This is a genomic window from Bradyrhizobium sp. LM2.9 (assembly GCF_054056555.1).
The window spans coordinates 5,815,193-5,841,216 of record NZ_JBSRYJ010000002.1 but is presented as its reverse complement, the minus strand read 5'-3'; the positions used below and the strand labels follow the sequence as shown (position 1 = coordinate 5,841,216).

Sequence of the window (26,024 nt, the reverse complement as noted above, 5' to 3'; positions counted from 1 at the left end):
GCATGCCGCTTTCCACCAGCTCCAACTTTGCGCGGCCCGACGACGCCTTTCGCGCCATCGTCGAGGCGCATCGTGGCTTCACCGACGAGCAAAGCGCCGATTTCGACGCGGCGCTGGTGCTGATCCTCGCCAATCATATCGGCGATATCGAGGTGCTGCGGGACGCGATTTTGCTCGCCAAGCGGCGCATGATCGACGGCCAGCAGCAGCAGCAACAACAGCAATAACGAATGTCCAAAGGAACGAATTAATGGCGAAGAACTTCGCGTCCACCGGCGATCTCTCCGAGAAGAAGATCACCTTTTTCGGAGATCGGCACCGATCTCTACGCCTTTACGGCGGAGGGCGACCCGAATACGGCAATCATCGTCGGTGACGACGGCTGCCTGGTGTTCGACGCGCAGTCGACGCCGGCGATGGCCAACAAGGTGATCGAGCGCGTCCGCACTGTCACCGACAAGCCGATCAAATATGTCGTGCTGTCGCATTATCACGCCGTGCGCGTACTCGGCGCCTCCGCCTACAAGGCGCAGGGCATCGTCGCTTCGCAGGAGACCCATCGGCTGATCGAGGAGCGCGGCCAGCAGGATTGGGATTCCGAGTATGGTCGCTTTCCGCGCCTGTTCCAGGACGCATCGAGCATTCCCGGCCTGACCTGGCCGACGCTGACCTTCGAAGGCGAGATGTCGATCTATCTCGGCAAGCGCGAGGTGCGCCTGATGCAGCTCGGCGCCGGCCACACCTCCGGCGACATCGTCGCCTGGGTGCCGGATGCCGAAGTGATGTTCTCCGGCGACCTCATCGAGTATCACTCGGCTTGTTATTGCGGTGACGCGCATTTGCGCGAATGGCCGCTGACGCTGAACGAGATCCGCAACTTCAATCCCAAGGCGATCGCGCCGGGCCGCGGTGATGCGCTCAACGGGGTCGCCACGGTGCGCGAAGCCATCGCGATGACGCGCGACTTCGTCACATCGCTCTATGGCGCCGCTGAAATCTCGGTCGCCAAGGGCCGCACGCTGAAGGAATCGATGGCCGCGACGCGCGAGGTGATGGATCCGAAATTCCAGGGCTTCGCCATCTACGAGCACTGCCTGCCGTTCAATGTATCGCGCGCCTTCGACGAGGCCTCGGGGATCGACGATCCCGTGATCTGGACCGACAAGCGCGACCAGGAGATGTGGGCCGCCCTGCAAGGAGGATAGTCATGAACATCAACACCTCGCCCGATCAGGTCATTCGCAGCTCGGCCCAGGTCACGCCGGGCTACATGTCCGGCTTCGGCAACAGCTTTGAGACCGAGGCGCTGCCGGGCGCCCTTCCGATCGGGCGCAACTCGCCGCAGCGCTGCGCCTATGGCCTCTATGCCGAGCAGTTGTCCGGCTCTCCCTTCACGGCGCCGCGCGGCACCAATGAGCGCTCATGGCTCTATCGCATTCGCCCGTCGGTGAAACATTCGGGCCGTTTCGAGAGGGCCGATGTCGGCCTGTGGCGTTCGGCGCCGTGCCATGAACACGATCTGCCGATCGCGCAGTTGCGCTGGGACCCGGCGCCGATCCCGAAGGAGGACATGACTTTCCTTCAGGGCGTGCAGACCATGACCACGGCCGGAGACGTCAACACCCAGGCGGGCATGGCCGCGCATATCTATCTCATTACCAAGTCGATGGTGGACCAGCACTTCTACAATGCCGACGGCGAGCTTATGTTCGTGCTGCAGCAGGGCAATCTGCGCGTTGTGACCGAGTTCGGTCGCATCGACGCCGAGCCCGGCGAGATCGTTGTGATTCCGCGCGGAGTCAAATTCCGCGTCGAGATTCCGAACGGGCCGGCGCGCGGCTATCTCTGCGAAAACTACGGCGGCGCCTTCACGCTGCCGGAGCGCGGGCCGATCGGCGCCAATTGCCTCGCCAATGCGCGCGACTTCCTGACGCCGGTCGCGCACTACGAGGACAAGGACACACCGACCGAGCTTTTTGTGAAATGGGGCGGCTCGTTGTTCAAGACCCAGCTCGCCCATTCGCCGATCGACGTGGTCGCCTGGCACGGCAATTACGCGCCCTACAAATACGATCTGCGCACCTTCTCTCCCGTAGGCGCGATCGGTTTCGATCATCCCGATCCCTCGATCTTCACCGTGCTGACCTCGCCGTCGGAGACGGCGGGCACGGCGAATATCGACTTCGTGATCTTCCCCGAGCGCTGGCTGGTCGCCGACAACACCTTCCGCCCGCCCTGGTATCACATGAACATCATGAGCGAGTTCATGGGGTTGATATACGGGGTTTACGACGCCAAGCCGCAAGGGTTTCGTTCCGGGTGGCATCTCGCTGCACAATTGCATGCTGCCGCACGGCCCCGACCGCGACGCCTTCGAGCACGCCAGCAACGGCGAATTGAAGCCGGTGAAGCTCACGGGCACCATGGCCTTCATGTTCGAGACCCGCTACCCGCAACGCGTCACCGCGCATGCGGCGAATGCCGCGACGTTGCAGGACGACTACGCGGATTGCTGGAAGGGCCTCGCGAAGCGGTTCGATCCGAACAGGCCGTAGCGCCGCGCCACCCACTCCGTCGTCATGCCCGGGCAGAAGCGCGAAGCGCGTCTTCGCGCTAGATGTCCCGGGCATCCACGTGTTGAAACGCAGAAGAAAGATCGTGGATGGCCGGGACAAGCCCGGCCATGACGGTCTCGAGTTCGGAGAATCCCGTGTCCCATCCCAACGACCCCAGCCTCCGCTCTTTCATCGACGTCGATCCCACCTCCGATTTTTCGATCCAGAATCTGCCTTACGGGGTGTTCTCGACCGCGGCCAATCCGACGCCGCGCGTCGGCGTGGCGATCGGCAATTGCGTGCTTGATCTCTGGGAGCTCGAGCAGGATTCGCGCCTCGATGTCGGGCCGCTTGGCGTGTTCTCGACGTCGTCGCTCAATCCCTTCATGGCGCTGGGACCGAAGGTCTGGACGAAGACGCGCGCGCGGGTCAGCGAGCTTTTGCGTCACGATCATCCGGAGCTGCGCGACAATGAGGAGCTGCGCAAGCAGGCCTTGGTGCCGATGCGTGATGCAAAACTGCATCTGCCGTTCACGATCTCAGGTTACACCGACTTTTATTCCTCGAAAGAGCACGCCACCAATGTCGGCGTCATGTTCCGCGGCAAGGACAATGCGCTGCAGCCGAACTGGCTCCATATGCCGATCGGCTATAACGGACGTGCTTCCACCGTCGTGGTCTCCGGCACCAAGGTGAAGCGCCCGCGCGGGCAGCTGAAGCCGCCGAACGTCGAGGTGCCGAGCTTCGCCCCGTGCAAGCGGCTCGATTTTGAGCTGGAGATGGGTGTCGTGGTCGGCCAGCCCTCGCCGATGGGTGGCATGCTTAACGAGCAACAGGCCGAGGAGATGATTTTTGGTTTCGTGCTGCTCAACGATTGGAGCGCGCGCGATATCCAGCAGTGGGAATATGTGCCGCTTGGCCCGTTCCTCGCCAAGGCGTTCGCGACCTCAATCAGCCCGTGGGTGGTGACGCGCGAGGCGCTGGAGCCGTTCCGCCTGAAGGGGCCGGAGCAGGAGCCGGTGCCGCTGGATTATCTGAAGCAGACGAAGCCGCAGAACTACGATCTCGAGCTCGACGTCTCCTTGCGCGCGGCCGGCGCCAACGCGCCTGCCGGCATCAGTCGCACCAACTTCAAGTACATGTACTGGTCCTCGGTGCAGCAACTGATGCACCACGCCTCCTCCGGCTGCGCCATGAATGTCGGAGATCTCCTGGGGAGCGGCACGATCTCCGGCCCGGAGAAAAACGAGCGCGGCAGTCTTCTGGAGATCTCTTGGAACGGCACCGAGCCGGTTGAATTGCCGGGTGGCATCAAGCGGTCGTTCCTGGAAGACGGCGACAGCCTCGTCATGCGCGGCTGGTGCCAGGGCGAGGGCTATCGCGTCGGCTTCGGCGAGGTCGAGGGGACGGTTTTGTCGGCGGAATAAGTGGCGCCATCCCATAAACCCGTCATTGCTAGCGTAGCGGTAACTGCCCAGGTGGCCGTTTGTATTCTCTTGACTGACCACATGTGTTTGTGAGTCAAGGTATGGGTGACGCCGCCAAATTCCTCATTGTCTGTGGACGCCCTGCTGGCCCTGATTGGGGAGTTGCAGGAGCGCAACCTGATGTTGGAGCAGCAGAACGCATTGCTGACGGTGCGTGTGGCCGATCTGGAGCGTCGGCTTGGTCTGGACAGCTCCAATAGCAGCAAGCCGCCTTCGAGCGATGGACCGGGCCAGGCTTCTCGCCGGACACAGAGCCTGCGTGAGCGAGGGTTGAAGAAGCCCGGCGGCCAGCCCGGCCATGCAGGCAAACACTTGAAGCGGTCCGAACGGGTCGATCATACGATCATGCATCGCCCTGTCAGATGCGGGCGCTGCCGAATGGCGCTGGAGGGTGAACAGCTGGAACTTGTCGGCAGCCGTCAGGTGTTCGATCTGCCGGCGCCGGCGCCGCTGCTCGTCACGGAGCATCAGCTCTATCGTTGCAAATGCAGCGGCTGTGGCGCGGTCACGACAGGATCGTTTCCACCCGAGGTAAGGGCGCCGGCGCAATATGGCGTCCGGTTGGCCGCTGTGGTGACCTATCTGTCGGCGGGACAGTTTCTGCCTGAAGATCGGCTCGGGCAAATCCTCTCCGATCTGTTTGGCGTGACCATCTCGGCCGGCACGATCGGACAAATGATCGCCCGGGCTGCCAGCCGGACGCAGGATTTCGCTGCGGCAGTCTGCGAGCAAATCCGCCGGGCACCGGTCAAGCATTTGGATGAGACCGGGTTCTGGGTGGGCGCCACGCCGCAATGGCTGCATGTCGCGGGCACCGCCGGGATCAATGGGCTGGTGCATTATCGCGTCTCACCCAGGCGCGGCGAGGTGCTGACGCAAGCGGCGCATATCGTTGTGCACGACCATTGGACATCCTATTTTCAGATGTCCGGTGTCACGCATGCGCTGTGCAATGCGCATCACCTGCGCGAGTTGACGGCGCTGGTGGACATCGATGGCGAGGCCTGGGCCCGGCGCATGCGCGGGTTGCTCCGCTGCCTGTGCCACGAGGTCAATCTGGCGTCAGAGCATCCAACCGATCAGACAGGCGCGCTGCGTCCCAACAGAATCCGCGCCGCCGAGCGACTTTATGACCGCATTATCCGCGCCGGTATCGCCTGGCACGAGGCGCTACCCGCGCTGCCTCGCGACATCAAGCGCGGGCGGATCAGACGGCGCACGGGCCATAATCTCCTGTTGCGCCTCAAGTTACATAAAGAGGCGGTGCTGCTGTTTCTGCACAACTCGGCGGTGCCGTTTACCAACAACGAGGCCGAGCGCGATGCTCGGATGATGAAATTGCGGCAGAAGATCTCTGCCGGCTTCCGCACCTCACAAGGCGCAGACAATTTCGCCACGCTTCGCACCCTGATCGGTACCGCTCGAAAGCGCGGATGGAACATGCTCGAAACATTGTCCCGATGCCCCACACAACTCATCCACAAACTCAGCGTCGCCTAACCGAGCAAACGGACCTGGGCAGTTACGCGTAGCGAAGCAATCCAGAATCTTTCCGCGGAGAGAATTCTGGATTGCTTCGTCGCAAGGGCTCCTCGCAATGACGGCGTGAAGAGAGCCTATCGCCTCTCAGCCGGTACGTCTTTGACTCTCGCGCAATGCGCGGCGACATCCTCCTGGCTGTACTTCAAATGCACCCGCTTGTCCGACGGCGCCTGCTTCGTCGTGCACACGCCCGGTCGCCATTCCTGCGTTGGCCTTATCGGGCGCGGCGCAAAGCCGCCGCCGCAGTTCGGGCAAACATTGGACAGTTTGGTCTCGACGCAGTCCGCACAGAACGTGCACTCATAGGAGCAGATCCGCGCATCGGTCGCGTTCGGCGGCAGGTCGCGGTCGCAATATTCGCAGTTCGGTCGAAGCTGGAGGGCCATGGCTGAGTCTCCGCAGGACGGCCGGGAGCATCGCAGATCGCACGCGTGCCGCGAATGCCGCATTTCCCTCGAATTCAGCCGGGCTTGATTTCTTTCAGCGGCAGACGCGTGCTTTCCTTCAACCTGTCCAGCACGATCGAAGAGCGCACATGCGCCACACTCTGGTGCGGCATCAGCACGTCGTTGACGAGATTGGAGAGACCCTTCAGATCGCGCAGCACGGCTTTCAGCACATAGTCGGCGTCGCCGGTGAGCGAATAGGCCTCCTGGATCTCGTCGATTCGATTGACCAGCGTACGGAAGCGTTTCGAGTTATCCGGCGAGTGGGTCGCCAGCGTCACCTGGATGAAGGCGATCACGCCGAAGCCGAGCGCCTCGCTGGAGAGATCGGCGTGATAGCCTGATATCACCTTCTCCTCCTCCAGCCGCATCCGCCGGCGCGAGCATTGCGAGGCCGAGAGCCCTGCGAGATCAGCCAGTTCCTGGTTGGTGAGGCGACCGTCGTCCTGGAGCGCGCCCAGGATCCTGAGGTCGAAGGCGTCTACCGAAATCATGCGTAATTTTTCTATTTCATGCACAGATCGTGCATATGATAGCCAAAACGCGTCCCGTTTGCACGCTCATTGCACGCCCCGTGAAGGATAGTTCATGGCAGCAGCAAATTTGGGAGAGCGCCATGGGACCGTTTCCGCACGATGCACCGCCGGCCACTGTTACCGCCGACAATCCGATGGGCACCGACGGGTTCGAGTTCGTCGAATATGCGCACCCCAATCCCGAAGAGCTGCACGCCCTGTTCAAGCTGATGGGCTATGCGCCCGTCGCGCGCCACAAGACCAGGAAGATCACGGTGTATCGCCAGGGGGACATCAATTATCTTGTCAACGAGGAGCCCGGCAGCCACGGCTGCGACTTTGTCGCCGCACACGGCCCCTGTGCCCCGTCGATGGCGTTCCGCGTGGTCGATGCGAAGAAGGCCTATGACCGCGCGATTTCGCTCGGGGCCGAACCTGCCGACGCGTCACCCGCGCAGAAGACGCTCGACGTCCCCGCGATCAAGGGCATCGGCGGCAGCCTCCTCTACTTCGTCGATCGCTACGGCGCCACGGGTTCGGCCTATGACAGCGAGTTCGAATGGCTGGATGCGCCCGATCCGCAGCCGGTAGGCGCCGGCCTGTTCTACCTCGATCACCTCACCCACAACGTCCATCGCGGCCGCATGGACGTCTGGACCGGCTTTTACGAGAAGCTCTTCAACTTCCGCCAGATCCGCTTCTTCGACATCGAGGGCCGTGCGTCAGGCCTGTTCTCGCGCGCGCTGACCAGCCCCGACGGCAAGATCCGAATTCCGATCAACGAGGACGCCGGCGATTCCGGCCAGATCGAGGAATATCTGAATATCTATCGCGGCGAGGGCATCCAGCACATCGCCTGCGGCTGCCGCGACATCTACCGCACCATCGAAGGCCTGCGCGAAGCCGGCCTGCCTTTCATGCCGGCGCCGCCCGTGACCTATTTCGAACGGATCGACGCGCGCCTGCCGAAGCACGGCGAGGACATTGCGCGGCTTCAGACCAATGGCATCCTGATCGACGGCGAGGGTGTCGTCGAAGGCGGCCAGACCAAGGTGCTGCTGCAGATCTTCTCGGCCAACGCGATCGGCCCGATCTTCTTCGAGTTCATCCAGCGCAAGGGCGACGACGGTTTTGGCGAGGGCAATTTCAAGGCACTGTTCGAATCGATCGAGGAAGACCAGATCCGGCGTGGGGTGTTGAAGGTGGATGCGGCGTAGGCTGTCGCATCCCAACAGATGTCGTTCCGGCGAAGGCCGGGACCCATAACCACAGGGAGAAGTTGTGGCGCGAGATGGTAACTCCGAGTCTTCGCCAAACCACATCCTATGGCTATGGGTCCCGGCCTTCGCCGGGACGACATCGGAATTTGACGCAACCGCGGCCCTTATTTCTCAGCCTTCCACGCCTTCGTCACCGCGCCGATCTCCGCCCCTTCCGGCTCGCGCACCGCCGACGGCGTCCGCGAGAACCGCGGCGCCGGCGCCGGCTGCTTCACGCCGTGGCGCTCGACAAAGACCTGTCGGGCGACCATGTGCGGATGCTCGGTCGCTTCCGACATGGTCAGCACCGGCGCGAAACAGATGTCGCTGCCTTCCATGATCTTGCACCAGTCCTCACGCGTCTTGCTCTTGAACACCGCCTGCAACTTCTGCTTCAGCGCGGGCCAGGCCTTGCGGTCCATCTGCGCATCGAAATCGGCGTCTGTCAGGCCCGCATGCTCGCGCAGCAGCGCGTAGAACTGCGGCTCGATCGAGCCGATCGAGACGAAATGGCCGCAAGCGCATTCGTAGACGCCGTAGAAATGCGCGCCGCCATCGAGAAAATTCTGGTTGCGGCCTTCGGTCCAGCGGCCGAGCGTGGTCATGTCGAAGAAGAACGACATCAGCGATGCCGCGCCGTCGCACATCGCGGCATCGACGACCTGGCCCTTGCCGGACCTCGAGGCTTCCAGCAATGCCGCAAGCACGCCGACGACGAGATAGAGTGCGCCGCCCCCGAAATCGCCGACCAAATTGAGCGGCGGCACCGGCGCTTCCTTGGTGCCGATTGCGGCGAGCGCGCCGGTGATGGAGATGTAGTTGATGTCGTGGCCTGCGGCATTGGCGAGCGGGCCTTGCTGGCCCCAGCCGGTCATGCGGCCGTAGACCAGTTTTGGATTGCGCGCGAGCACTACGTCAGGGCCGAGCCCGAGCCGCTCCATCACGCCGGGGCGAAAGCCCTCGACCAGCGCGTCGGCGTTTGCAAGCAGGTCGAGCACTTCCGCGATGGCCGCCTTGTCCTTGAGATCGAGCTCGATCACCTTGCGGCCACGCCCCGCCACCGACTTCATGCTCTTCTTCGCGCCGACGCGGTCGAGGGTGACGACGTCGGCGCCCATGTCGGCCAGCATCATGCAGGCGAACGGTCCGGGGCCGATGCCCGCGAATTCGACGATGCGGAAGCCCGACAGCGGGCCGGAGGTACGGACGGAGGAGGCGGGGGCTGGTTGATCGAGCACGTTTTTGTTTCCTCGGATCCAAGGCGCGTATTGCCGATGGTCGGCAAGCGCCGAGGCGTTCCTCTGTGGGGCGAGTTAATTGGCTGATTAACTTTTCTCGCCTTCACGCCGGTGAGGCAAGCGGTTTTCATGCCGCATGGCCAAAATAAAAACGGCGCGCACCGAAGTGCGCGCCGCGGAAAATTTGCGTCGAGGCGCTATCAGCCGGCCGCAGCCACCGCGCGTTGCGCCATCACCTTGATCAAGTTGGCGCGGTACTCGGCGGTGCCGTGGATGTCGGCCAGCAAATTGCTCGCCGAAATGCTGACGTTGTCGATCGCCGAAGGTGACCAGTTCGCCTTCAGCGCTGCTTCGATCGCGGGAACCCTCATCACGCCGCTCTCCGAAGCGCCGGTGGCGGCCACCCGAATCTCGCCCGACTTCGTCTGCGCCACGAACACGGCGGTCAGTGCGAAGCGTGAGGCCGGGTGCCGCATTTTTTCGTAGCCTGCCTTCGCCGGAACCGGGAACGACACGGCGGTGATGATCTCGCCGTCTTCCAGCGCCGTGGTGAACAGACCCTGGAAGAAATCCTCCGCCGCAATCGACCGCTTGTTGGTTTTCACGGTGGCGCCGAGCGCGAGCAGCGCGGCCGGATAATCCGCGGCGGGATCGTTGTTGGCGATCGAGCCGCCGATCGTGCCGCGATAGCGCACGGCGGGATCACCGAGCATCGACGTGAGATAGGCAATCGCAGGGATCGCCTTCTTCACATCGGCATTCTGCATGATGTCGAAATAGGTCGTGCCGGCCTTGATGGTCAGCACGTCGCCTGAGAGCTCGACGCCTTGCAGCTCCTTGATCTTGCCGAGATCGATCACGTCGGACGGGCTGGCGAGGCGCTGCTTCATGACCGGCAGCAGCGTCTGGCCGCCGGCGAGGAATTTCGCCTCGGTGCTCTTGGCGAACAGGCTGACGGCTTCGTCAACCGAGGACGCGCGATGATAAATGGTCTGGTACATCTTCGTTCCTCTCCCTTAAGCCGCGTGGATCGTGCGCCACACCCGGTCAGGGGTTGCGGGCATTTCCAGATTGTTCTTGCCGATCGCATCCGTGATCGCATTGATCACGGCCGCGGAGGCGCCGATCGCGCCGGCCTCACCGCAACCCTTGATGCCCAAGGGATTGCCCGGGCACAGCGTCGTGGTGTGGGAGAGGTTGAACGAGGGCAAATCGTCGGCACGCGGCATGGAGTAATCCATGAACGAGGCCGTGACCGGCTGGCCGTTGGCATCGTAGATCGCGTGCTCGAGCAGTGCCTGCCCGATGCCCTGGGCCAGGCCGCCATGGACCTGTCCCTCGACGATCATCGGATTGATCAGCCGGCCGAAATCGTCGGCCGCGACGAAGTTGACGAAGGTGGTCTTGCCCGTGCCGGGATCGACTTCGAGCTCGCAGATGTACGCCCCGGCGGGGAAGGTGAAGTTGGTCGGGTCGTAGAAGGCGCTTTCCTTCAAGCCCGGCTCCATTCCGTCCGGCAGGTTGTGCGCGGTGTAGGCCGCGAGCGCGACCATCGGGAAGGCGATCGCCTTGTCGGTACCGGCCACCTTGAACTCGCCGTTCTCGATGACGATGTCGCCCTCCGAGGCTTCCAGCGCATGCGCGGCGATCTTCTTGGCCTTGGACTCCATCTTCTCCATGGCCTTCAGGATCGCGGTAAGACCGACGGCCGCGGAACGCGAGCCGTAGGTGCCCATGCCGAACTGCACCTTGTCGGTGTCGCCATGGACGATCGAGACCTGGCTGATCGGAACGCCGAGGCGTTCCGCGACGAGCTGGCAGAACGTCGTCTCGTGACCCTGGCCGTGGCTGTGCGATCCCGTCAGGACCTCGATGGTGCCGACCGGGTTGACGCGCACCTCGGCCGATTCCCACAAGCCGACGCCGGCGCCCAGGCTGCCGACCGCCTTGGACGGCGCGATGCCGCAAGCCTCGATGTAGCAGGACACGCCGATGCCGCGCAGCTTGCCTTCCGTCTTCGCCTTGGCCTTGCGCCCGGCGAAGCCGGCATAATCGATCGCTTTCATCGCGGCATCGAGCGAGGCGTTAAAGTCGCCGGTGTCATAGGCCATGATCACCGGCGTCTGGTGCGGGAACTGGGTGATGAAGTTCGACCTGCGCAGCGCGGCCGGATCGACCTTCAATTGCCGCGCCGCCGTCTCCATCAGACGTTCGATCAGATAGCTCGCCTCGGGGCGGCCTGCGCCGCGATAGGCGTCGACCGGCGTGGTGTTGGTGTAAACCCCGACCACCTCGGCATGGATCGCCGGGATGTTGTACTGGCCCGACAGCAGCGTCGCGTAGAGATAGGTCGGCACCGACGACGAGAACAGCGACATATAGGCGCCGAAATTGGCGTAGGTCTTCACCTTGAGGCCGGTGATCTTGTTGTTGGCGTCGAACGCCATCTCGGCATGGGTAACGTGGTCCCGGCCATGCGCATCGGTGAGGAAGGCCTCGGTGCGGTCGCCGGTCCATTTCACGGGACGGCCGACCTTCTTCGAGGCCCACAGCGCCACCATCTCTTCGGGATAGATGAAGATCTTCGAGCCGAAGCCGCCGCCGACGTCGGGCGCGATCACGCGCAGCTTGTGCTCAGGGGCGATGTTGTAGAACGCCGACAGCACGAGGCGGGCGACGTGCGGGTTCTGCGACGTCGTGTAGAGCGTGAAATGCTCCTCCGCCGAATCGTAATCGGCAATGGCTGCGCGCGGCTCCATCGCGTTCGGCGCAAGGCGGTTGTTGGTGACGTCGAGCTTCACCACGTTGGCGGCCTTGGCGAACGCGGCGTCCGCGGCGCCCTCGTCGCCGATCACCCAGTCATAGACCTGGTTGCCGGGGGCTTCGGGATGCAGCTGCGGCGCGCCGGCCTTGATCGCTGCGTGGACGTCGGCGACCGCGGGCAGCTCTTCGTAGTTCACGACCACGGCTTCGGCCGCGTCGCGCGCGAGGTTTTTGCTCTCGGCGATCACGACTGCGACGGCCTGGCCGACGAAGCGCACCGTCTCCGGCGCCATCGCCGGCCATGCGCCCATCTTCATCGGGCTGCCGTCCTTGGAGGTGATGGCCCAGCCGCAGATCAGGTTCCCGACCTTGTCGTCGACGATCTCTTGTCCCGTGAGCACCGCGACCACGCCCGGCATCTTCAGGGCGGCGGAGGAATCGATCCCCTTCACCTTGGCATGCGCGTGCGGGCTGCGGATGAAATGGGCGTGGGTCATGCCCTGCAATTTGATGTCGTCGACGTAGCGGCCCTTGCCGGTAATGAAACGCTTGTCTTCCTTGCGCACGACGCGCGCGCCAATGCCTTCAACACCCATGTCTGGTCCTCCCGACCGGAATTTGTTTTCACCGCGCTTTCCCTCGAAAGCGGCAGCGGTGGTTCTTATTTCGAGGCGCGCCGCTTACTCGGCCGCCTGCGAGACCTTCATGCGCCCGGCCGCATCCAGCACGGCTTTGACGATGTTGTGATAGCCGGTGCAGCGGCAGATATTGCCTTCGAGCTCGTGACGGACGGTGGTCTCGTCGAGCTCGCCACCATGACGATGCACGATGTCGATCGCCGACATGATCATGCCCGGCGTGCAATAGCCGCATTGCAGGCCGTGATTGTCGCGGAACGCCGCCTGCATCGGGTGCAGTTCGTCGCCTTTGGCGATGCCTTCGATGGTGGTGACGCTGGCGCCGTCGGCCTGGCCCGCCAGCATGGTGCAGGATTTCACCGCCTTGCCGTCCACGTGGACGACGCAGGCGCCGCACTGGCTGGTGTCGCAGCCGACATGGGTTCCGGTGAGGTTGAGGTGTTCGCGCAGCAGCTGGACCAGCAGCGTGCGGTCCTCGACGTCGACAGCAACGGCCTTGCCGTTCACCGTCAGTTTGACTGTAGACACGGTTGAAGTCCTCCCGGGATTGATTTTGATTGTTTCCAATTAGAGACAGCGACCCGGAACTTTGCAACTAGGATTTTTGGTCGCCTTCGTCATGGAAAAGTCATTGATCCAGATGGGCCTGCGTTGATTTGGGAGGCGAGTCGACGGGATTCGGAACGCCGCGCCGGGCCGACGTGGGATGCCAGCCTCTATATCCCCATGCGGGCCGCCTTGGCCGGTAGAGCCGAAAATCTGCGGGGCGCGCCGAATTTACCGCCCCTTATCGATTCTGCCTTAGTTTTGCGCTGCCAGGTCAGGGGGCGGGGCGCCACCGGATCGCGGCTGAATAGAAAATGGGGGTAGGAATGTCCGGGCGTATCGCGTCGTCCTCGAAGCGCACTATAATGCCGACCCTCAGGTTCCGGGCCAAGATCATTCTGGGTTTTGCCGCCGTGCTGGTGATCTCCGCCGGCAGTATGGCCTTCTCCTATTTTGGTTTCGAGCGGGTCTCGTCCGGGGTCGGGTCCTACCGCGCCAGCGTCACCGAGGCCGATCTCGCCCGCAACATCGACCGCGAGCTGCTCGCCTATCGCTCGGCCGTCAAATATTTCGTCGTCACCGGCAAGGAGGACGACGCCAAGGCGGCGCTGGACACCGAGGCCAACCTCAAGAACGCCATCGACCAGGCCACCAGAAGCGCCAAGAGGCCGGCGCGCCAGGAAAGCCTGGGCAAGCTCGCCAAGGAGTTTTCCAACTTCTCCGCGACCTTCGCAAAGGTCCTTCAGGCCAAGCGTGACAGCGCGCTGCTGGTGCAGAACCAGCTTACGCGCAACGCCAACCTCCTGAAATACAAGCTCGACGACATCGGCAACAACGCCTCCGATTCCGAGGCGCAGTCGATCGAGTTCGGCACCAAGCAGGTCAACGCCCAGTTCCAGACCGCGAACGCGGCGGCGACCAATTTCGTGCTGACGTCCGAGCAGGCGATTGCGACCAGCGCGCTGGCGCGGCTGAAATTCGTCGAGAACTCGCTCGGCGCGGTCTATTCCATGGACGACAAGATCGTCGCCGGCCTGAAGGACGCCAAGGCGCTGTTAGGGGCCTATCGCGAAGCGCTGGAGAAGCTGATCGCCAACGCCAAGATGGTCGACGATCTCGTCACCGAGATGAGCGGCTCGGCCGGAGCGATCCTTCAGGGCGCCACCGCCATGAAGGCGGACCTCGTCGCCGAACAGCAGCGGCTGGAATCCGAATCGGAAGCGACCATCGGGAAGACCGAGCAACTGGTGCTGATGCTGGCCATCGGCGGCACGCTGCTCGGCGCGGTCCTCGCCTTCCTGCTCGGCACCGGCATTTCGCGTCCGATGATCGCGATGTGCAAGGCGATGCGCGAGCTTGCCTCTGGCAATTTCGACGTCGTGCTGCCGGGCCTGGGCCGCAAGGACGAGATCGGCGAGATGGCCGGCGCGGTCGAGGAGTTCAAGGTGCAGGCCGTGGCCAAGGCCGAGCGCGACGCCGCCGCGAGCGAAGTCCAGAACAGGGAGCAGGCCGCAAGCCGCCGTTCCGAGCTGATTCGCTTCGCCGACGATTTCGAGAGCGCGGTCGGCGCCATCGTCTCCAACGTCTCGGCTTCCGCCGTGCAGCTGGAATCGGCGGCCTCGACGTTGACCCGCACCGCCGAGACCACGCAGAGCCTGTCGAGCCAGGTCGCCGATGTCTCCGAGCAGGCCTCCAGCAACATGCAGTCGGTCGCGACCGCGACCGAAGAGCTTTCGGCCTCGGTCGAAGAGATCGGCCGCCAGGTGCGCGATTCCAGCCGCATTGCCGAAGCCGCCGTGGTGCAGGCGAAAGAGACCGACGGTCGCATCGGCAAGCTCTCGCACGCCGCCCAGCAGATCGGCGAGGTCGTCAAGCTCATCACGGCGATTGCCGAGCAGACCAACCTTCTGGCGCTCAATGCCACCATCGAGGCGGCACGCGCCGGTGAAGCCGGCCGCGGCTTTGCAGTGGTCGCCAGCGAAGTGAAGTCGCTCGCGAGCCAGACCGCGAAGGCCACCGACGAGATCTCCTCGCACATCACGGGCATGCAGGGCGCGACCGCCGAATCGGTTGCGGCGATCAAGGAGATCGGCGCCACCATCGGCCAGATCTCGTCGATCTCGACGTCGATTGCGAGCGCGGTCGAGCAGCAGGGCGCGGCGACGCAGGAAATCGCGTGCAGCGTCCAGACCGTCGCACAGGGCACCCAGACCGCCGCCACCGACATCGGTCAGGTCAATCGCGGCGCCGCCGAGACCGGCTCGGCCTCGGAAGAGGTGCTGCACTCGGCCAAGACGCTGTCATCCGAAAGCACCCGGTTGCGCGCCGAACTCGACCGCTTCATGGGGAATATCCGGGCGGCGTAGGCAGTCGCTTTTCCAATGTCGTCCTGGCGAAGCCAGACCCATTATTCAGCGAAGAGTTGCGGCGCGTGGCCGGTAACCCCGCGTCTTCGTCAACCGCTCCGACGAGGGGAGTGATCATATGAAGACACCCCCCGCGTCACCTAACCGCTAGTTGCGGCGTCACAAATTTACCGCCGCTTATCCTTTGCCCCGTAACGTGCAGAAGAGTCAGGAAGCGGGCTGCTTCCGGGCTGCGCCTGGTTTTCCGCGAATGGAATGGGGTGGGGGAATGCCCGTCAAGTCGAAGCCGAACACATCGAAGCTGCTCACCCTGCGCTTTCGCGCAAAAATCATCCTTGGCTTCGTGGCGGTGCTCGCCATCCTCGCCATCAGCATGGCTTTCGCCTATTTCGGCTTCGAGCGGATCCAGGCCGCCGTGGCCTCCTACCGCGCCAGCGTGGCGGAAGCGGACCTTGCACGGACGGTCGATCGCGAGCTGATCAGCTACCAGGGGCTGGCGCGGGCCTATGCGCTGACCGGCGCGGCGGATGACGAGACCGCGGCCAAGGCCGCCGAACAAAATCTGAAGGCGGCGATCGCCAAGTCGACGGCCGCGACCACGGGCGCGGCGCGCCGTGAGCAGGTCGGCAGGCTCGAAGCCGAGTTCCAGCGTTTTACGAAGGTGTTCAGCGAGATCATCACGTTGACACGCGAGAACAACAAGATCGCGGCCGATGAGCTCAACAGCGTCGGCAACAAGATCCGCTTCAAGTTCGACGATCTCGCCGACACCGCCGCGCTGGCGGGGCTTGCATCCGTTCAGACCACGGCCAAGGACATCACATCGCAATACCTTGCGGTCTCGACCTCGGTCGGTGCCTTCGTCGCCAAGCCGGAGCCGAAGACCGCCGACGGCGTGACCGCCCGCATCAAGTTCCTGGAGACCCTGTTGGTCTCGATCTATGCCAACGAGCAGAAGATCACCGACCGCGTCACCGAGATCGGCAATCTCCTGAAGCAGTACCGCACCTCGTTCGGAAAGCTGACCGAGAATGTGAAGGTCATCGTCAAGTCGAACGGGGAGATGACCAGGACGGCGGCGGCCATCCTGAAACTCTCGGGCGAGCTGCGGTCGGACCTCTCAGCCGATCAGCAGCGCATCGAGGAGAGCGCCAACGCCACCATCGGCGACACCGAGCGGACGATGCTGATGATGGCGCTCGGCGGCCTCGCCATTGGTGCCGTGTTGGCCTGGATGCTGGGCAACGGCATTTCGCGTCCGATGATCGCGATGTGCAAGGCGATGCGCGAGCTTGCCTCGGGCAATTTCGACGTCGTGCTGCCGGGCCTGGGCCGCAAGGACGAGATCGGCGAGATGGCCGGCGCGGTCGAGGAGTTCAAGGTGCAGGCCGTGGCCAAGGCCGAGCGCGACGCCGCCGCGAGCGAAGTCCAGAACAGGGAGCAGGCCGCAAGCCGCCGTTCCGAGCTGATTCGCTTCGCCGACGATTTCGAGAGCGCGGTCGGCGCCATCGTCTCCAACGTCTCGGCTTCCGCCGTGCAGCTGGAATCGGCGGCCTCGACGCTGACCCGCACCGCCGAGACCACGCAGAGCCTGTCGAGCCAGGTCGCCGACGTCTCCGAGCAGGCCTCCAGCAACATGCAGTCGGTCGCGACCGCGACCGAAGAGCTTTCGGCCTCGGTCGAAGAGATCGGCCGCCAGGTGCGCGATTCCAGCCGCATTGCCGAAGCCGCCGTGGTGCAGGCGAAAGAGACCGACGGTCGCATCGGCAAGCTCTCGCACGCCGCCCAGCAGATCGGCGAGGTCGTCAAGCTCATCACGGCGATTGCCGAGCAGACCAACCTTCTGGCGCTCAATGCCACCATCGAGGCGGCACGCGCCGGTGAAGCCGGCCGCGGCTTTGCAGTGGTCGCCAGCGAAGTGAAGTCGCTCGCGAGCCAGACCGCGAAGGCCACCGACGAGATCTCCTCGCACATCACGGGCATGCAGGGCGCGACTGCCGAATCGGTTGCGGCGATCAAGGAGATCGGCGCCACCATCGGCCAGATCTCGTCGATCTCGACGTCGATTGCGAGCGCGGTCGAGCAGCAGGGCGCGGCGACGCAGGAAATCGCGCGCAGCGTCCAGACCGTCGCACAGGGCACCCAGACCGCCGCCACCGACATCGGTCAGGTCAACCGCGGCGCCGCCGAGACCGGCTCGGCCTCGGAAGAGGTGCTGCACTCGGCCAAGACGCTGTCATCCGAAAGCACCCGGCTGCGCGCCGAGCTCGACCGCTTCATGGGGAATATCCGGGCGGCGTAGGGCTTCGTTACGGCAGAGCGAGCGGCGCGCTTTCCGCGCTCACTCCCTCCCGAACACCCGCTTCAGCTCCACCTTTGCTCGCTCCAGCCGCGTGCGCTGCGTCTGCGGCAGCGTCTTGCCAGCGCGGTTGATGTAGAACGTCAGCATCGACAGCGCCGAGCGATAGGCGCCGGTCTTGCGGCGCGCGCTGTGCTCGGCCGAGCGTTTCAGCGAAGTCGCGATCTTCTTCGCGCTTGTCAGCTTGAACACGCCGTGTTTGAGGTCGAGCGCGTCGCTCTCCTTCGTCACCCGCTGTGACCAGCGCTTCGGTGAGGCGCGTTTGGTGCCCTTGCGCGCCGCTGTTTTGCGAGAATGTGTCTTCCTTCTGACATGAGCCATGCGCCAACTCCTTGCGGCTCCACCGAAAACCAGCGGCGCGAACGGTCGTTCCACGGGAACCTGCCCTCGCCGCAGACGTTGTCGCAGGTGGCAGGCGGAATGCCGCACCCCTTGATCGGATCGACCGCGTCCACCTCCGTGCCGGGGCGTCCATTGGTCAGATGCAACAACGCGATGGAATTGCAGCGAAGCCCAGCGCCGAATGATGGACCTGTGGTCTCCACGGCGACGGCGGTCGATCGCATCATCGAGACCAGCATTCCCTCGCGACTCGACGCGCTGCCGTGGAGCGGCTTTCACACGCGCGTCGTGCTCGCGCTCGGCATCACCTGGATTCTGGATGGCCTCGAGGTGACGCTGGCCGGCGCGCTCTCCGGCGCGCTGAAGCAGAGTCCCACGATGCGTTTCTCCAATCTCGATCTCGGCGTCGCCAATTCCGCCTATCTTGCGGGTGCTGTGCTCGGCGCGCTCGGTTTCGGCTGGCTGACCGACCGCATCGGCCGCAAGAAGCTGTTCTTCATCACGCTTGCGCTCTATCTCTCGGCAACGGCCGCGACGGCTCTGTCATGGAATGTCGCGAGCTATGCGCTGTTTCGCTTCCTCACCGGCGCGGGCATCGGCGGCGAATACACCGCGATCAATTCGACGATCCAGGAACTGGTACCGGCGCGCTATCGCGGCTGGACCGATCTCGTCATCAATGGCAGCTTCTGGATCGGTGCTGCCATGGGCGCGGTGGCGGCCATCGTGCTGCTCGATCCCGCTGTGATCGGTCCCGATCTCGGCTGGCGCCTTGCTTATCTCATCGGCGCGGCCATCGGCCTCGTCGTGCTCTTGATGCGGATGTGGATTCCGGAGAGCCCGCGCTGGCTGATGATCCACGGCCATCCCGACCAGGCCCACAAGATCGTCGACGAGATCGAGCGCTCGGTGATGGGGCACGACCAGGATACGAGCGACGGGCGTTTCACCAAGATCCGGCTGAAGATGCGGGATCACACGCCGATCCGGGAGGTCGTGCACACGCTGTTCTCGGTCTATCGCCAGCGGGCGATGGTCGGCCTCGTGCTGATGATTGCGCAGGCCTTCTTCTACAATGCCATCTTCTTCACCTTCGCGCTGGTGCTGACTGATTTTTACGGGATCAGCGCCGATCATGTCGGCTGGTATCTGCTCCCCTTCGCCGCCGGAAATTTCCTTGGTCCGTTGCTGCTCGGCCGGCTGTTCGATACGCTCGGCCGCCGCATCATGATCATGTTCACCTATGGCGCGTCGGGCCTGTTGCTGGCGCTGTCCGGCTATCTGTTTTCGATCGGCGCGCTGAGCGCACAGGAGCAGACTATCGCGTGGATGGTGATTTTCTTCTTTGCCTCGCCCGCCGCGAGCGCCGCCTATCTCACCGTCAGCGAGACTTTCCCCCTGGAGGTCCGCGCGCTGGCGATCGCGGTGTTCTACGCGGTCGGCACCGGCATCGGCGGCGTGATCGGCCCCGCGCTATTCGGCGTGCTGATCGATACGGGATCACGCACCAGCGTGTTCGCGGGCTATTTGCTGGGGTCATTCCTGATGATCGCGGCCGCGATCGTGGCATGGCGCTATGCCGTCTCATCGGAACGCAAATCGCTCGAAGAAATCGCGCGGCCGCTAGCGTCTATGGAGTAGACTATGAAATCGGAACTGGCTGAACTGGATCAAAAGCGCACCATGGTCGACATTGAAGCGCCCGATGCGGTGCCGGTGCCTCACGCACTCGTGCCGCATCTCAACGAGACAGCGATTCTGCTCGACATCGACGGGACGCTGCTCGACCTGATGCCGACGCCGCGCGAGGTGTGGGTGCCGCCAAGCCTGTCGGAAACGCTGAACCGGCTGACGGAGCGCACGTCGGGCGCGCTGGCGATGGTCAGCGGCCGTTCGCTCAACGACATCGATCTGATCTTCGCGCCCGATGTATTCCGCGCCGTCGCCGGCCACGGCGCGGAGATGCGGCTTTCGGTGGACAACGAAGCCGATGCCGTCAGCGCGCCGCCGCTGGACAAGGAGTTGAAGCGGCGGCTCGCGGCGGTTGCCAAGCTCAGTCCCGGCATTCTGCTCGAGGACAAGGGCTATTCGCTGGCGCTGCACTACCGCCTCGCGCCACATGCGGAGAAAGCGATCTATGAATCCGTTTCGCTGATCCGCGCCGACCTGCCCAATGCGCCGATCGAGGTGCTGCCGGGCAAGTTCGTCTGCGAGATCAAGCATTCCGGTTTCACCAAGGCGACCGGCGTGCGCGAGTTGATGACGCACGAGCCATTCAAGGGGCGCCGCCCGATCTTTATCGGCGACGACGTCACCGACGAGACCGTGTTCGCGATCATGCCCGACATGAACGGGCTCTCGTTCTCGGTGGGCCGCCGCGCCATCGGCGTCGACGGCCATTTCGATGCGCCGAACGATGTGCGCACGTTCCTCGCGCGTCTGCTCGACGACACAAGGTTGGAATAAGGCGCCGACACCTCGGAGCCACATTGGGCGCTCGCAATGGTTCCGGTGCGCGCGCTATTCGTGCTGCATGTCACGGCCACCAAACCGGTTTTTGTTGAACGAAATCGGCGTGTTCCCACCAGGAAAACTGGTTCCAACGCGCGCGCCTGATTTTGGTTTCAATCCGAAGAAATGATGATCAGGAACCATATTGATGAACGGCAGTTAAATGGGGTGGAATGAACAGGAGGGGACGACCTGTGAACTTAATCGTCGTTTCAAATCGTGTTGCGCGCGGCAAACCTAACGAGCCGATGACGGGCGGGCTCGCGGCTGCGTTGCTTCCGGTCGTTGAGAATTCAGGCGCAATCTGGGTGGGTTCCTCAGGTCGCGTGCGGGATGGCCATCAAAAGGAACCGTTTGCCGAGATTGAAGCACTGGGTTCGGGTGCGATCGCAACGCTGGATCTGCCGGCGGCGCATTATGGCGGCTATTACGAAGGCTTTGCCAACTCAGCCTTGTGGCCGGCGCTGCACTCGCGCAGCGACCTGATCCGCGTCTCGCGTGATGACTATGTGAGCTATCGCGAGGTCAACACGTTCATGGCGCGCGCCTTGATGCGCTTCCGGAAAGCACAAACGGCGTTCTGGGTGCAGGACTATCATTTCCTCGCGCTCGGCGCGGAACTGCGCGATCTCGGCGTCGACGACCCGATCGGCTTCTTCCTGCACACGCCGTGGCCGGTCGCCGCGGTGATGCAGGGTGTGCCCAATCATCGCGAGCTGATCACGGCGATGCTGGCCTACGATCTGCTCGGCTTCCAGACCAATGACGATTGTCAGAATTTTCTCGGCTATGTGGCGGGCGAACTTGGCCTCGTTGTCGAGGACGGCGTCGCGATCTCGCAGTATGGCCGAACTCGCTGCGAAGTCTTTCCGATCGGCATCGATGCCGAGAAGTTCGCGCAATATGCGGCGAAGTCGGTTTCGCATCCGGACGTGTCGCGGCTGCGCCGCAGCCTCAACGGCGAGCGGCTGGCAATCGGCGTCGACCGCCTCGACTATTCCAAGGGCCTCGTCAACCGCATCAGCGCATTCGACCGGCTCTGGACCGAGCATCCGCAGTTTGCGCGCAGCATCTCGCTGTTGCAGATCGCAAATCCCTCGCGCGGTGCCATCGAGGCCTATGGCAATCTCCAGAGCGAGGTCGCGCGTCTCGTGTCCGACGTGAACGGGCGCCACGGCGAGGCCGACTGGACACCGATCCGCTATCTCAACAAGGGATTTAGCCAGGCCGTGCTCTCGGGTCTTTACCGCACCGCGCAGATCGGCGTGGTGACGCCGCTGCATGACGGCATGAATCTGGTCGCCAAGGAATACGTCGCCGCGCAAAATCCGGCCGATCCCGGCGTGCTGGTGCTGTCGAAATTCGCCGGCGCGGCCAACGAACTCGACACTGCCCTCCTGGTCAATCCGCACGACATCGACGGCATGGCGCGCGCGATCGCGGTCGCGGCCGCGATGCCGCTCACCGAGCGCAAGATACGCTGGGAAGCGATGATGAAGAAGCTGCGCGGCCACACCATCCAGCAATGGTCGGCGGATTTTGTCGCCGAGCTGGAGAAGTGCCGGACCGAAAAGGCCGCGGTGGCGCCGCTCGAAGCACAGCCGCCTCAGGCGTTGCGCTGGCTGAAGTCCGCGATCTCAGGTGTGCGGTTGATTTAGCTCTTCTCCCTTCGGGTGAGTGGCTGCAACCCTTCAATAGCAATACGACACGCCCTCCAAAATCGCGCACTGCCGCTTGTTCGGCGCGTTCGGATCGTCCAGCGGCACCATGCCCTTGCCCTGGCCGACAAACACGCCAGGCCCGACAAGCACTGAGCTTTTGTTGCCGATGATTAAGCTCTGGTGCGGTGTCGAGCTCGAGCGCGTGCCGTCGGGCCAGAGGATGGCATCGCCCGAAAGCATCCCGCGCCGTCCGTCGTCGCAGCTCACGTCGACCCCTTGCCGGGTGCAGATTTGTGCAGCGGCCGGTCCGGCGAAGGCGGCGGCAAGGGCCGAAATCAGGCTCAGCGCGATGATGGCGTTACGGATGGTCATGGTGCTCCCGGTCGTGGTTGGGCATTCTCAAGTGAATCGTCGCACCAAACCCGCCGCCGGTTCGGCCCGTAGCGGGTTCCGAACGCTGAGGCCGCGTCCGATATTATTCATGAAATACAATAGCTTACGGAAATTTCACCCGATTTTCCCGCGATCCCTTGCAAAATCATCGGCGCCCCTTCAAGAGAGTGCGCTCCGGAGAGATGGCCGAGTGGCTTAAGGCGCACGCTTGGAAAGCGTGTGTGCGGGAAACCGTACCGTGGGTTCGAATCCCACTCTCTCCGCCAATCGTCAAATGTCCAGCCCGGAGACATCGGTAACATGTCGTACCTAAGACATGGGTGACAACCTCGTGCCGAACGGGTTGTCGAGGGGTTGCAGGGTTTTCTGCTCCAGGTCGAAATATCCCAAATCATAGTGCATGAAGCTGACGAGCCAAATGCCGTCGTCGACCTCCTTGATGCCGAGTTTCTGGCCGGCCAGCACGGTCGAGACGTTGATCTTGCGATGCAGGCAAAGGCGCCCGCAAGCGGTCACGAGAACCTCGCGATCGTGGAACGGATAGATCAACTCGGGCAAGCCATCGTAACGGCGTGGTGAGGCGCGGTAGAGTTCGGCGGGGCATTTCATCTGCAGCGCCTCATGCGGCCGTTCGGTATTGAACTCGCCCTTGAAGTCGGCGCACCACAGCTCGTTGGGTCCTGTGCCCGCGGAGAGCGGCGTGCCGCGCGCGCGGTGGCGCGGCCCGCCGGCGCGCTTGACCAGGTCATGGCGGTCGAGCACCGCATGGATGGTACTCTTGGCCGGAACCCGGATATCGCCGTCCAGCCGTCGGACCAGCAGTTCCCGGATCTTGCGCGCGCCCAGTGCGGCTTCTCGCCCTTGAGCCGGACAATCAGGCTCTCGAGCTGCTCCGGCAGCTGGTTGGCGTAGCGCACCGGCCGCCGCGAGCGATCGCTCAGGGCCTCAAGACCGTGCTCCTTGTAGCGATCGAACATCTTGTAGCCGGTCTTGCGCGAGACGCCGAAATCCCGGCACACGTCCGTCATGGCCTCCCCGTCCAACAGGCGGGCGACAAAGCGCAGGCGTTCTTCCATAACCGAACTCGCTTTCCACGGCATCCACACCTCCCGCTCGCAAAAAAGCGAAAAGTGTAACCCATGTGTCCGGTACGAAATGTCACCTATGTCTCGGGCCGCTCAAAAACCAAGAAGAAAATTAGTCAGTATCGAGATGGACCGCCGGCGGCGAAAGTCCAGGCGGCGGATTCCGGCTGGCAATGTCGAGTACGTGCTGGCAGGTGTCGTCCCTCATTGCGCGGGTAGGTGAAGCAGTCGCCTGAAATGCCGAAACATCTGCGACTGCGACTGTTCACGGTTCCAGCTCAGATGCACCGAAAGGGCCGGACTGCCATCGATGTCTATCGTGCTGAAGCGTCGGCCGGTCTCACCGACGACCGCGACATCGTCGACGATTGCTATCCCAACGCCTTCGTGCACAAGGCCTATCGCCGTTTCGATATGGCGGACCCGTATGCCAACGTGCGGCTCGATCCCAATTTCTCTAAACTGCTTTTCCGCGATCGAGCCGTGGGGCGTACGAGGCTCAAAAAGGATCAAGAACTTGTCCTTGAGGTCCGTAGCCGTCAGTTTGTCGAAAGCCGCCAACGGATCAGCAGACGGAACAAGCGCAACGAGTTTGCATTGGACGAACTGGCACGCTTTCGATCAAAGGGTGAGCTACTGGAAAGATAGAAACTACACATTCTCCCTTTTGGAGGAGCAGGTAGTCGATGATCTGCTCCAACATCAGAACATCGATATGAAACTGCAGCTTCGGAAGGTCCTCGTGCATGCGGGCGATGACGTTGGGCACCACCGCACGACCCGGGCTGCCGGTGGCGCCGATTCGAAATAGTCCTCCGTCTCCGTTGACGAGGCGCTCAACCGCACTCCCTAGCTCGTCCAGCTCATCGAAGACCTTGCTTGCCAAACCCAGCAGCCGAATGGCCTCCCCCGTGGGGACAAGCCGCCCCTTGGTTCGCTTGAACAGGGTCAAACCGAGAATGTCCTCGCAACGCTGCACGATGCGCGAAACGCTGGGCTGCGTGGTGGCCAGGACTTTGGCCGCGCCATTCAAGGTGCCTGACGCCATAACCGCCCGGAACACCTCAATCTGGCGGAGGCTCAGGCGCCGCCTGTCCGGCAGCGGTTTTCCTGACTTGTCCGTATTCGACGGAATCTTCACTCGTCCTGTCGGCAGTCATGTCGTCACTAATTGCTATGCCTTCAAGGCATAGAAGATGGCAAAAGCTTTCATTGTGTCAATAGGCCTGAGCAGGCTTCTCTGTTTCCAACCAACCAAAAGGAAACGGGAGGATCTCTCATGAGAAACCGCACGATTGCTGGGCTTGTGGCCTGCGCGATCTCGACTCTGGCTTCGGTTGCCCACGCAGCCGATCCCGTGAAGGTCTGTGGGTTGAGGTTCACCTCGTCGGCCGCAAATTTCATTGCCGTCGAGAAAGGCTACTACGCAGACGAAGGGCTCGACATCACCCTTGCCTATTTCGATGCCGCGCAACCCGTCGCCGTGGCCGTTTCGGCGGGCGCTTGCGATATCGGCATCACCGGGTTCACGGCCGGCATGTATAATCTGGCCGGTCAGGGTACGTTGCGCATCATCGCAGGGGAAGCCTGGGAGGAGCGTGGCTATCAGTTCATCGGTGTCGTTGCTTCCAACGAGGCCTACGACAAAGGCCTCAGGAGCATCAGGGACTTGCCGGGCAAGCGTTTCGGGGTAACGCAGCTCGGTTCGACGTTCCACTACAATGTTGGAATGCTCACCGACAAATATGGCTGGGACAACAAGGCCGTTTCGGTCGTTCCACTGCAGTCGGTCGCCAACATGGTTGGGGCCGTCAAGTCTGGCGCGGTCGATGCTGCGGCGCTGCCATCCTTCGTTGCCAATCCGCTGAGCGCGGGAGGCGCGGTTAAACTACTTGGTTGGGTTGCGGCGGAAACACCGTGGCAGGTGTCCGGCGTCATCGCATCCAAGGACATGATCGACAAGCGCCGCAGCGTGGTAGAGCATTTCATCAAGGCCTATAAGCGCGCAACGGCCGAATACGACGCGGCATTCAATCATCTCGACGCCGGTGGCAAGCATGTCTTCGGCAAGGATGCTGAAGCGCTTTTCCCAATCATTGAAAAGTACACCAACACCTCGCGGGCCGTGGTGATGGATGGCCTGCCCTATGTCAACAAGCAGGCCAGCTACAATATCGCCAACGTCGCCGCGCAGCTCGACTGGTACAAGGCCCGCGGTTTTGTCGATGCCGGCGTCACCGTCGACAAAGTTGCCGATGCGTCCTTCGTAGAGGTCGTGAAGGAAAATTTTAAATAGCCGTCGATCCTCCCTGAGGAAG

General features: G+C 63.0%; 20 protein-coding genes, 1 tRNA gene and 3 pseudogenes. 13 read left to right on the top strand and 11 right to left on the bottom strand.

The window, feature by feature from the left end:
- Positions 1-2: 2 nt before the first annotated feature.
- The 5 genes and pseudogenes from ACVWW3_RS30220 (at position 3) to tnpC (ending at position 5,542) form a co-directional block, all read left to right on the top strand.
- On the top strand, positions 3-227 hold the full coding sequence (locus ACVWW3_RS30220) for a DUF2783 domain-containing protein (RefSeq protein WP_354049690.1): 225 nt from the start codon (positions 3-5) through the stop codon (positions 225-227).
- A gap of 23 nt (positions 228-250) precedes the next feature.
- A pseudogene (locus tag ACVWW3_RS30215) lies at positions 251-1,205 on the top strand (MBL fold metallo-hydrolase).
- A 2-nt stretch (positions 1,206-1,207) separates the two neighbouring features.
- A pseudogene (gene hmgA, locus ACVWW3_RS30210) lies at positions 1,208-2,555 on the top strand (homogentisate 1,2-dioxygenase).
- Positions 2,556-2,710: 155 nt separating this feature from the next.
- Positions 2,711-3,982, top strand: a complete 1,272-nt coding sequence (fahA, locus tag ACVWW3_RS30205; protein ID WP_456647735.1) for a fumarylacetoacetase — start codon at positions 2,711-2,713, stop codon at positions 3,980-3,982.
- 105 nt (positions 3,983-4,087) lie between these two features.
- A complete protein-coding gene (gene tnpC / locus ACVWW3_RS30200; protein WP_456647658.1) occupies positions 4,088-5,542 on the top strand; it encodes an IS66 family transposase in 1,455 nt (484 codons plus the stop codon).
- Positions 5,543-5,658: 116 nt separating this feature from the next.
- On the opposite strand, the gene ACVWW3_RS30195 is transcribed toward tnpC, so the two are convergent.
- Together ACVWW3_RS30195 and ACVWW3_RS30190 are read right to left on the bottom strand one after the other, a co-directional pair.
- The gene (locus ACVWW3_RS30195; RefSeq protein WP_247345067.1) at positions 5,659-5,970 is read right to left on the bottom strand and encodes a DUF1272 domain-containing protein; all 312 of its coding nucleotides are present in this window, start codon (positions 5,968-5,970) and stop codon (positions 5,659-5,661) included.
- Positions 5,971-6,044: 74 nt separating this feature from the next.
- The gene (locus ACVWW3_RS30190) at positions 6,045-6,524 is read right to left on the bottom strand and encodes an Lrp/AsnC family transcriptional regulator (protein ID WP_247345064.1); all 480 of its coding nucleotides are present in this window, start codon (positions 6,522-6,524) and stop codon (positions 6,045-6,047) included.
- Positions 6,525-6,646: 122 nt separating this feature from the next.
- Here ACVWW3_RS30190 and hppD point away from each other — a divergent pair, with 122 nt between their 5' ends.
- Positions 6,647-7,762 carry a 4-hydroxyphenylpyruvate dioxygenase gene (hppD, locus tag ACVWW3_RS30185; RefSeq protein ID WP_456647736.1) on the top strand — a complete coding sequence of 372 codons (1,116 nt, stop codon included), beginning with the start codon at positions 6,647-6,649 and terminating at the stop codon, positions 7,760-7,762.
- 167 nt (positions 7,763-7,929) lie between these two features.
- Here the strand turns inward: hppD and ACVWW3_RS30180 are convergent, their stop codons facing one another.
- The 4 genes from ACVWW3_RS30180 to ACVWW3_RS30165 all read right to left on the bottom strand — a co-directional run bounded on the left by ACVWW3_RS30180 (position 7,930) and on the right by ACVWW3_RS30165 (position 12,971).
- Positions 7,930-9,042 carry a CaiB/BaiF CoA transferase family protein gene (locus tag ACVWW3_RS30180; protein ID WP_247444609.1) on the bottom strand — a complete coding sequence of 371 codons (1,113 nt, stop codon included), beginning with the start codon at positions 9,040-9,042 and terminating at the stop codon, positions 7,930-7,932.
- Between the two features lie 200 nt (positions 9,043-9,242).
- Positions 9,243-10,043, bottom strand: coding sequence for an FAD binding domain-containing protein (locus ACVWW3_RS30175; RefSeq protein ID WP_456647737.1), 801 nt, complete (start codon positions 10,041-10,043; stop codon positions 9,243-9,245).
- 15 nt (positions 10,044-10,058) lie between these two features.
- On the bottom strand, positions 10,059-12,401 hold the full coding sequence (locus ACVWW3_RS30170; RefSeq protein WP_456647738.1) for a xanthine dehydrogenase family protein molybdopterin-binding subunit: 2,343 nt from the start codon (positions 12,399-12,401) through the stop codon (positions 10,059-10,061).
- An 84-nt stretch (positions 12,402-12,485) separates the two neighbouring features.
- Positions 12,486-12,971 carry a (2Fe-2S)-binding protein gene (locus ACVWW3_RS30165; protein ID WP_247345050.1) on the bottom strand — a complete coding sequence of 162 codons (486 nt, stop codon included), beginning with the start codon at positions 12,969-12,971 and terminating at the stop codon, positions 12,486-12,488.
- Positions 12,972-13,315: 344 nt separating this feature from the next.
- On the opposite strand from ACVWW3_RS30165, the gene ACVWW3_RS30160 reads away from it, so the two are divergent.
- Both ACVWW3_RS30160 and ACVWW3_RS30155 read left to right on the top strand, forming a co-directional pair.
- Complete coding sequence (locus tag ACVWW3_RS30160; RefSeq protein ID WP_456647739.1) at positions 13,316-15,355, top strand: methyl-accepting chemotaxis protein; 2,040 nt, start codon at positions 13,316-13,318, stop codon at positions 15,353-15,355.
- A gap of 268 nt (positions 15,356-15,623) precedes the next feature.
- On the top strand, positions 15,624-17,657 hold the full coding sequence (locus ACVWW3_RS30155; RefSeq protein ID WP_456647740.1) for a methyl-accepting chemotaxis protein: 2,034 nt from the start codon (positions 15,624-15,626) through the stop codon (positions 17,655-17,657).
- A 39-nt stretch (positions 17,658-17,696) separates the two neighbouring features.
- Here ACVWW3_RS30155 and ACVWW3_RS30150 read toward each other — a convergent pair whose 3' ends face one another.
- Entirely contained in the window at positions 17,697-18,035 is a 339-nt protein-coding gene (locus tag ACVWW3_RS30150; protein ID WP_247345211.1) for a DUF3175 domain-containing protein, read from the bottom strand.
- 174 nt (positions 18,036-18,209) lie between these two features.
- Between ACVWW3_RS30150 and ACVWW3_RS30145 the strand changes: the two genes are divergently transcribed.
- The 3 genes from ACVWW3_RS30145 to ACVWW3_RS30135 all read left to right on the top strand — a co-directional run bounded on the left by ACVWW3_RS30145 (position 18,210) and on the right by ACVWW3_RS30135 (position 22,225).
- Positions 18,210-19,697, top strand: a complete 1,488-nt coding sequence (locus tag ACVWW3_RS30145; RefSeq protein WP_456647741.1) for an MFS transporter — start codon at positions 18,210-18,212, stop codon at positions 19,695-19,697.
- A 3-nt stretch (positions 19,698-19,700) separates the two neighbouring features.
- Positions 19,701-20,522, top strand: coding sequence for a trehalose-phosphatase (otsB, locus tag ACVWW3_RS30140; protein WP_247345041.1), 822 nt, complete (start codon positions 19,701-19,703; stop codon positions 20,520-20,522).
- 239 nt (positions 20,523-20,761) lie between these two features.
- A complete protein-coding gene (locus tag ACVWW3_RS30135) occupies positions 20,762-22,225 on the top strand; it encodes a trehalose-6-phosphate synthase (RefSeq protein WP_456647742.1) in 1,464 nt (487 codons plus the stop codon).
- A 33-nt stretch (positions 22,226-22,258) separates the two neighbouring features.
- On the opposite strand, the gene ACVWW3_RS30130 is transcribed toward ACVWW3_RS30135, so the two are convergent.
- Positions 22,259-22,600 (bottom strand): hypothetical protein, encoded by a 342-nt coding sequence (locus tag ACVWW3_RS30130; protein ID WP_456647743.1) that lies wholly within the window; start codon positions 22,598-22,600, stop codon positions 22,259-22,261.
- 197 nt (positions 22,601-22,797) lie between these two features.
- Here ACVWW3_RS30130 and ACVWW3_RS30125 point away from each other — a divergent pair.
- Positions 22,798-22,887, top strand: a tRNA-Ser gene (locus tag ACVWW3_RS30125).
- A 43-nt stretch (positions 22,888-22,930) separates the two neighbouring features.
- On the opposite strand, the pseudogene ACVWW3_RS30120 reads toward ACVWW3_RS30125, so the two are convergent.
- From ACVWW3_RS30120 to ACVWW3_RS30110, 3 genes and pseudogenes are all read right to left on the bottom strand, one after another.
- A pseudogene (locus ACVWW3_RS30120) lies at positions 22,931-23,721 on the bottom strand (helix-turn-helix domain-containing protein).
- Between the two features lie 189 nt (positions 23,722-23,910).
- Positions 23,911-24,267: a LysR family transcriptional regulator substrate-binding protein gene (locus tag ACVWW3_RS30115; protein ID WP_456672239.1), complete on the bottom strand. Its 357-nt coding sequence runs from the start codon at positions 24,265-24,267 to the stop codon at positions 23,911-23,913.
- Between the two features lie 4 nt (positions 24,268-24,271).
- The gene (locus ACVWW3_RS30110; RefSeq protein ID WP_456672238.1) at positions 24,272-24,847 is read right to left on the bottom strand and encodes a LysR family transcriptional regulator; all 576 of its coding nucleotides are present in this window, start codon (positions 24,845-24,847) and stop codon (positions 24,272-24,274) included.
- A gap of 138 nt (positions 24,848-24,985) precedes the next feature.
- Here ACVWW3_RS30110 and ACVWW3_RS30105 point away from each other — a divergent pair, with 138 nt between their 5' ends.
- Positions 24,986-26,002, top strand: coding sequence for an ABC transporter substrate-binding protein (locus ACVWW3_RS30105; RefSeq protein ID WP_456647745.1), 1,017 nt, complete (start codon positions 24,986-24,988; stop codon positions 26,000-26,002).
- Positions 26,003-26,024: the final 22 nt, after the last annotated feature.